5 protein-coding genes and 1 pseudogene are annotated in these 7,392 nt (G+C 67.5%); 1 reads left to right on the top strand and 5 read right to left on the bottom strand.

Features of this window, described 5'->3' with window-relative positions:
• Positions 1-36: 36 nt before the first annotated feature.
• Positions 37-1,177 (bottom strand): annotated as a pseudogene (locus AKJ13_RS09365) (IS3 family transposase).
• 156 nt (positions 1,178-1,333) lie between these two features.
• Here AKJ13_RS09365 and AKJ13_RS09355 point away from each other — a divergent pair.
• Positions 1,334-4,201, top strand: a complete 2,868-nt coding sequence (locus AKJ13_RS09355) for a PAS domain S-box protein (protein WP_244471563.1) — start codon at positions 1,334-1,336, stop codon at positions 4,199-4,201.
• 224 nt (positions 4,202-4,425) lie between these two features.
• On the opposite strand, the gene AKJ13_RS09350 is transcribed toward AKJ13_RS09355, so the two are convergent.
• From AKJ13_RS09350 to AKJ13_RS09335, 4 genes are all read right to left on the bottom strand, one after another.
• Positions 4,426-4,830, bottom strand: a complete 405-nt coding sequence (locus AKJ13_RS09350; RefSeq protein WP_244471562.1) for a hypothetical protein — start codon at positions 4,828-4,830, stop codon at positions 4,426-4,428.
• 228 nt (positions 4,831-5,058) lie between these two features.
• Entirely contained in the window at positions 5,059-6,135 is a 1,077-nt protein-coding gene (locus AKJ13_RS09345) for a patatin-like phospholipase family protein (protein WP_050733076.1), read from the bottom strand.
• 91 nt (positions 6,136-6,226) lie between these two features.
• Entirely contained in the window at positions 6,227-7,108 is an 882-nt protein-coding gene (locus AKJ13_RS09340; protein ID WP_050733075.1) for a type 1 glutamine amidotransferase, read from the bottom strand.
• Positions 7,109-7,123: 15 nt separating this feature from the next.
• Positions 7,124-7,366, bottom strand: coding sequence for a hypothetical protein (locus AKJ13_RS09335; RefSeq protein WP_050733074.1), 243 nt, complete (start codon positions 7,364-7,366; stop codon positions 7,124-7,126).
• Between the last annotated feature and the right edge of the window lie 26 nt (positions 7,367-7,392).

The following is a 7,392-nucleotide window of genomic DNA, read 5'->3' as shown; positions in this document are numbered from 1 at the left end:
ACCTGACCGGTATTTTGGACCGGGCTAGTTGCGAGGCTACTGCATGGTAGTGGCCATGGGTAGCCGGTAGGCCGGATCCGGGAAGCTGACAGGCGCGGGCGGCCGGTAGCCCAGCGACGAATGCGGCCGGACACGGTTGTAGGTGTTCTGCCATAGGCCAATCACGACCTGTGCTTCTCTCAGCGAGTAGAAAATCTCCTGGCGTAGGCACTCGTCACGAAGCTTGCCGCTGAAGCTCTCACAGTACCCGTTCTCCCACGGCGAGCCCGGGGCGATGTACTGGATCTGCGATCCGGTCTTTGCGACCCACTTGCGCAACGCCTTCGAGATCATCTCAGGGCCGTTGTCGCAGCGGATGTGCTCTGGAATGCCATGCAGGCATATCGCCTCTGCTCGCGCCTCGATCACGCCGACGCTGTTGATGCGCCGCGCCACCTTCAACGCCAGGCACGCCCGGCTGTGCTCGTCGATCAGCGTCAGGATGCGTAGAGAGCGCCCGTCATGGGTCTGTACTGCACGAAATCGAAGCTCCAGACGTGGTTGCGGTGAAGCGGCCGCAGCCGCACGCACGAGCCGTCGTTCAACCAGAGCCGGCTGCGGGGTCTATGTCGGCTGGGGACCTTCAGCCCCTCGCGACGCCAGATGCGCTGAACCCGATCCTTGCCCACCCGCCACCCGTCTGCTTGCAGCAGAGCCGTCACGCGGCGGTAGCCGTAGCGCCCATACTCGGACGCTGAGGCGACGATAGCTCGGGTCAGCGCATCCTCGTCGGCCGGCAGGGTGGGCACGTAGCGCTGCGTACCCCGATGCTGGCCGACGATCCGGCAGGCGTGACGTTCCGAGAGGCCGTACTTGGCTCGGATACCGTCGACCGCCTGCCGGCGTCGCTCGGGGGCTACAAGTTTCCCGAGGCGACGTCCGCCAGCACCTGCTTCTCCAAGGACAGATCGGCCACGAGGCGGCGCAACCGAGCGTTCTCGTGTTCCAGATCTTTCATCTTCCTGGCTTGATCGACCTTCAGGCCGCCATACTCCTTGCGCCAACGGTAGTAGCTCTGCTCGGAGACATTCGCCTCCTTGCACGCGACGGCGATGCTCTTGCCTTGCGCCGTCTGTACCTCGATCTGGCGCAGCATCAGCACGACCTGCTCCGCGCTCGGCCTCCGTCCTCGCTTCATTCCCAACTCCTCTGATCCAGGCTGATCCTCTCAATCAGCCCGATCCAAAGCCAGCCGGTCAGGTCACCCCTCGTTGAACGGTTCCAGTGGACCGATGCTTGGTGGCACAAATCGGGCCCAACCAGCTTACCTTTAACCCGCTGCCGCGCCGGTCCCATGGGCAACTTCCAGGGCTCGGCGAGCTTTACTATCCGCATGGACGCCGAAGTCAGATCGACTCTCCCGCACATCCCCGTCGCGAAACCCGTAAGGGTCACTCGCGCGCGCGACTGGAGCCCGACGCCGCTCGGGCCGCCACGAACTTGGCCGGTCGCGCTGAGGACCCTCTGCGATGTCATCGACGGCTCTGCCCAGCCGATGTTCATCGTCTGGGGAGCGCGGCGCACCCTCCTCTACAACCAGCCCTATGCTGCCATCCTCGCAGACAAGCATCCGGCAGCGCTCGGCCAGGACTTCCTCCATGTCTGGCCCGAGATCGCGCGGGACCTGACGCCCCTCGTCGAGCGCGCCTACTCCGGCGAGGCCGTCCAGATGGACCACATCACGCTGGTCATGCACCGCAACGGCGTCTCGGAGGAGGCTCACTTCTCCTTCTCCTACACCCCCATCCGATGCGAGGACGGGCAAGTCGCCGGCTTCTTCTGCGCCTGCCTGGAAACCACCGAGCAGGTGCTGGCCGAACGCAAGCGCCAGTTCGTCGCCGACAGGGTGCGGGCAGCGCTCGCGATCAAGACGGTCGGCATCATCCACTGGGGGCCGCAGTTCGGCCTGACAGAGGTGAACGAGGCCTTCCTGACGATGAGCGGCTTCTCGCGGGAGGAGGCTCTCGGCAAGACCTGGCAGGAACTGACACCCGATGAGTTCTGGCCGGCCTCGAAGCGCGCCGTCGAACAGGTGCTCACCCTCGGCGAGGCGGTTCCGTACGAGAAGCAATACTACCGCAAGGACGGCACTCGCTGGTGGGGGTTGTTCGCGCCGCGCAAGGTCGAGGACGGTACCATCGAGTTCGTGCTCGACGTCACCGAGCGCAAGGAAGCCGAGGGGCGCCTGCGCGAGCGCGAGCAGCGCCTGCAGCTCATCCTCGATTCGGCCACCGACTATGCCATTCTCACGCTCGACCCGGAGCGCAGGGTGACGAGCTGGTCGCCCGGGGCCGCGCGCACCTTCGGCTACGACGCCCCCGAGATCATCGGGGAGTCAGGCGACCTTCTCTTTACGAATGAGGACCGCAATGCCGGCGTGCCCGCGGAGGAGGCCTCGACGGCCAGGCGGGACGGCCACGCACCGGACGTGCGCTGGCATCAGCGCAAGGACGGCAGTCGCGTCTTCGTCAGCGGATCCAACAACGTCCTACGCGACCCTTCCGGCTTGGAGATCGGCTTCCTCAAGGTGGCGCGCGACGAGACGGAGCGGCGTCGGGCGGAAGAAGAGATGCGGGAGACCGAGGAGCGTTACCGGCTCGCGGCACATGCCACCAACGACGCGATCTGGGACTGGAACCTGGCCACGGATCACATCCGCTGGAACGAGGCCGTAAAGACGCTCTTCGGCTACCAGCCGGAAGAGGTGGGGCCCTCCGGCGCGTGGTGGAAGGCGAAGATCCATCCCGATGACCGCGCCAGGGTTGTCGTCGGCATCACGGCCGCCATCAAGGGCAAGAGCGATACGTGGACGGCCGAGTACCGGTTCGAGCGCCAAGACGGCACGTATGCGGAGATCCTGGACCGTGGCACGGTATTGCGGGACCGCCGTGGACGGGCCGTGCGCGCGGTGGGCGCGATGCACGATCTCAGCTCGCACAAGCAGGCCGAGGCCATGCTGCGCCAGCTCAACGAGACGCTGGAGCACCGCGTCGTGCAGGAGGTCGCCTCCCGCCTGAAGACCGAGGACGCGTTGCGCCAGAGCCAGAAGCTGGAGGCTATCGGCCAACTCACGGGCGGCGTCGCCCATGACTTCAACAACCTGCTCACCGTCATCCGTGGGGCGGCGCAGATGCTGTGTCGACCGACACTCGCGGAGGAGCGCCGGCAACGCTATGCCGAGGCCATCTCCGAGACGGCGGACCGCGCCGCCAAGCTGACCAGCCAGCTCCTTGCCTTCGCACGCAGGCAGGCACTCAAGCCCGAGGTCTTTAACGTCGGGCAGCAGGTCGATGCCATCGCCGACATGCTGCGCACCGTCGTGGGCTCCCGGGTGGAGCTGACCACGCACACCGAGTGCGAGATCTGCTACGTCGAGGCCGATCCAAGCCAGTTCGAGACGGCGCTCGTGAACATGGCCGTCAACGCGCGCGACGCGATGGACGGGAACGGCCGGCTCGGGATCACGGTCGAGCCAGCTAAAACCATCCCGGGCGTCAGGGGACACAGTGCCGCCGAGGGTGAGTTCGTCGCCGTGTACGTGACCGACACGGGCACGGGCATCCCTCCGGAGAAGCTGGCGCAGATCTTCGAACCATTCTTCACCACGAAGGAGGTTGGGAAGGGCACGGGCCTCGGCCTCAGCCAGGTTTACGGCTTCGCCAAGCAGTCCGGGGGCGAGGTCGGGGTGGATAGCACTCCGGGTGAGGGTACGACGTTCAAGATTTACCTGCCTCGGGTTCCTGCCGCCGTCGCCAAGGCCGCCCTGGAGAGCGCGGCCTCCGACGAGGCGCGCGGGCACGGGCACGTGCTGGTCGTCGAGGACAACGAGCAGGTCGGGCAGTTCTCGACGCAGCTCCTGTCCGAGCTCGGCTTCGAGACCACCTGGGCACCAAACGCGGAGGCCGCGCTGCGCTTCCTTGAGGAGCATCCAAACCGGTACGCCGCCGTGTTCTCGGACGTGGTCATGCCGGGGATGAATGGGGTCGAACTCGGCAAGGAGATCCGCAGGCGCCTGCCGGACCTGCCGGTGGTGCTGACCAGCGGCTATAGCCACGTTCTCGCCCAGGAGGGGAGCCACGGCTTCGAGTTGCTGCACAAGCCCTACGCTATCGAGGACCTCACGCGGGTCCTGCGCAGCGCCATCCGCCAGCGGGCCGCTTGAAGCTGCGGGCCAACCGTGGCCTAGGCCAAGTCTCGACCGCTTGGCTCGAAGGCTATCTTACCGGGATAGGACACCGCACGAGGCGCAAGCTGCCACCTCTGACATGCCGCTCGATGGACCTGCCAACCTCAGCCGCTTGAGGAGGCCGCCGATGGTGAACCGGCCTGACCGTTCCTGCTGGAAGGAACGAGGGCCGGCCTCACACGAAGCCGGCCCTCGATATCCTAGTCGTAAGGGTCGAAGGCTGGACCATAACCGTATCCGACCGGGCGTGGCCCGAACCGGCGCGGGCCGTAGTAGCCGTCGCGCTCCACCACGACGTCTCGCGCGACCGTTCGAGGCCGGTACACGACCGGGCGTTCCTCGACGACCTCACGGACGACCCGTCGGGCGGGACGTTCGACGACCACCTCGCGCACGACCTCGCGTTGTGGAACGACGACGCGGCGCTCCACCACCGTGCGTCGGGTCACCACCGTTCGAGGCGCATCGTAATCGTCGTAGCCGTAGTCCGACGCCCGGGAAGCCGTTGCACCCAGGAGCGTGCTGCCGGCGATAACTGCCCCGAGGGCTGAAAGTGCGATCTTCCTCATGCTCTCGTTCACCTCGATCAAAGATTGGAGCCGCATGGAGCGACCTCCCGGGGAAACGTTCGTAGGTGGCATTTGGCTGAGTCCGCGACGTTCTCGCGCGTCCCGCATAGCGGGCAGCAGATGGACGAGGCGGCCCGCTGAAGCTGGCGGGACGGAGTCCTGCGAGGCACCGAGCGCGGGGAGCTGGCGCCGAGCTAGCTCTGGCGGGGGCGTAGTCGAGTTCTCCGGTCGGCACGATGTCAGCTACCTGCAGCACTGCCGCCACTACGCCAACGCGGAGGCCGCCTGAGATGCCGCGCCCTTCGGTGGACCGAGGCTATCGGGAAGGGTGAGGTACTTGAACCGGCCGTGTCCGCGCTCGTCCGGGGCCAGCAACCCTAGGCCCCGGACCGCGTCGCGACCGCCTGCGGCCCAGCGGTCGCGGATCGAGGACGGCGAGAAGTCGAAGCTCTTGGCAGCTAACTCGTCCGCGCCTGCCTGATAGACGAGGTGGAGCAGCGTCACCGCCGGCCCCGCGGGGTCGAGCCGCTGCCGCAGTTCATACTCGCGTCGGAGGCCGGCAATCGCCCGGCGCGGCGCGCTGGCGAAGATGAGGTCATTGGCGCGTTCCAAGACCGCGTCGAGGGAGGCAGGCCGCGGGGCCCGCAAGGAGAACAGGTCCGAGGCGATGCAGAGCAGGTCCCGCATGGGCTCGGTCGCGAAGAGCGGATCGAGCGGTAGATTGTTCGTGTAGCCCGCGTCGCACAGCACACGCCCGTCCACCTCGACGGGCGGGAAGGCCGGTAGGATAGCCGTGCTGGCGAGGATGTGCTCGGGCCGGACCGCTTGGCGGGCGGTGTCGAAGAACACCTCCTCCCCGGTTTCGATGTCCACGCACCCCACCGTCAGGCGGGTCTCGCCCCGGTTCAGCCGCTCGAAGTCGACGAGGCGTTCGAGCGTCCGTAGCAGGGGGGCATTGTCGAACAGGGCCACATCGTTGGGCACCCACGGCAGGGCCGACCAGAGTCCGGGCAGCCGGTGGCGGAAGATGCTCGGGCGACCCCAGGCGAGCGCCAGGAGGGCATGGAGGCCGTTATACACCTGGCGCGGCTTGAGCAGCCCGGTCGGGCTCGGCCCGGTAAGGAGGGTCGCTTCGTCCCAGAACGCCCGGAGCTTGGCGATCCTGTCCTCGGGCGCGTTGCCAGCGATGATAGCGGCTGTCACCGCGCCGATGGAGGCGCCCACGACCCAGTCCGGCCTGAGCCCGTGCGCATGGAGCGCCTCGTAGGTGCCGGCATGGTAGGCGCCGACGGCATTGCCGCCGGCGAAGACCAGGGCGAGGTCGCGTGTGTGTTCCGGCATCCTTGCCTCCGCGCTTCGAGGGTTGTGACAGGCTCCGTCCCAGGCAGCGTCGCCGATGTCGTCGAGAGCCGGCGGACATCCCCTCCTAGACTTACCCCAGCATACCCTCCCGACCGAGGCGGTTGAGCGCACCGACGAAGTTGCGCATCTTGGCAAGCCTGAGCCGCTCGTTGGTGACCTGCTCGTCGAGGCCGAGGCGCCATGCAAGGTCGCGACGCCCGGGCTCCCGATGGAGGTCGTCCACCTGTCGCGCGTAAGCCTCCACGTCGTCCTTGCCTCGCGCGAGCCCCGCCTCGACCAAGCTGTCCCCTTGGCGGCGCAGGGCTCCGGCCGCCTCGTCCAGGCCGATCTCAGGATGGTACTGCACGCCCCAGAACACGCCGCCATCGAAGCGGATCTCGGCGACCTGAACGGCGGTCAGGCGGTTTCCGGCGAGCAGGGTGGCCCCGGGCGGCAGCGCTTCGACCTCGTCCGTGTGAATGGCCGGCGCGTCGTAGGATGCGGGCGGCTCCGCCAGGAGCGGATGCCCGTGGCCTTCCTCGGTCGGCGTGATCCGACGTGCGAAACCTGCCTCCAAGCTGCGCGCGTTCGGACGCACGCTGCCGCCGCCGGCGACCGTCGCGACCTGCAGCCCGGCGCAGGAGCCAAAGGCGGGCGTGCCCGAGGCGAACACGGACCGCATGAAGGCGACCGTGCGCCGGGTTTCGGGCCTCTCCTCGTAGAGGTGTAGCGGCGAGCCGGTCAGGAACACCGCGTCGCAGCCGGCCAAGGTGGCCCCAGGCGGCAGCGCCGCGTCGGCGTCGGCGTCGGCGGGCTGGACGCGGTCGCAGGCGGCGCCCGGCGCAAGCTTATGGAGGATGTCGAGGTAGGTCTCACCGGACGAACGACCCACGCTGTCGCGGCACTTCTCGCGCGCCTCCGGCGTCTCGCTCGCGGCTACCAGGAACCGGAGTGCGGGTTGTGCTGAACTCACGTGGCCAACTCTCCATCAGTGTCCCCGCGGTACCGGGAACCAGGGGCACAGGGTGGCAATCCCGGCCATGAAGCGTGCGTTTGAGATAGCACCGAGCGTCTCGGCGGAGGCCCCGCCGGCCTTGGCCTCCGCCTCGAAGGCGACCAACCGGTCGAACAGCACCTCAGCCAGTGTCGGGATGTCCGACAATGGCCGGTCGGCGACCATCTCGTGCAGCCGCTTCAAGTGCCGGCAAAGCTGATTACGCTTGACAGTCATGGCCTCCTTCGCGACCGGACCCTCGC

It is taken from the genome of Methylobacterium sp. ARG-1 (genome assembly GCF_001262595.1).
GTDB lineage: Bacteria > Pseudomonadota > Alphaproteobacteria > Rhizobiales > Beijerinckiaceae > Methylobacterium > Methylobacterium brachiatum.
This window is presented reverse-complemented; position numbering and strand designations above follow the sequence as displayed.

Bases quoted from the DNA above. Each gene is read 5' to 3' on its own strand.
- AKJ13_RS09350 (WP_244471562.1), bottom strand. From the start codon at position 4,830: ATGCGGCTCCAATCTTTGATCGAGGTGAACGAGAGCATGAGGAAGATC.
- AKJ13_RS09335 (WP_050733074.1), bottom strand. From the start codon at position 7,366: ATGACTGTCAAGCGTAATCAGCTTTGCCGGCACTTGAAGCGGCTGCAC.
- AKJ13_RS09345 (WP_050733076.1), bottom strand. From the start codon at position 6,135: ATGCCGGAACACACACGCGACCTCGCCCTGGTCTTCGCCGGCGGCAAT.
- AKJ13_RS09355 (WP_244471563.1), top strand. From the start codon at position 1,334: ATGGGCAACTTCCAGGGCTCGGCGAGCTTTACTATCCGCATGGACGCC.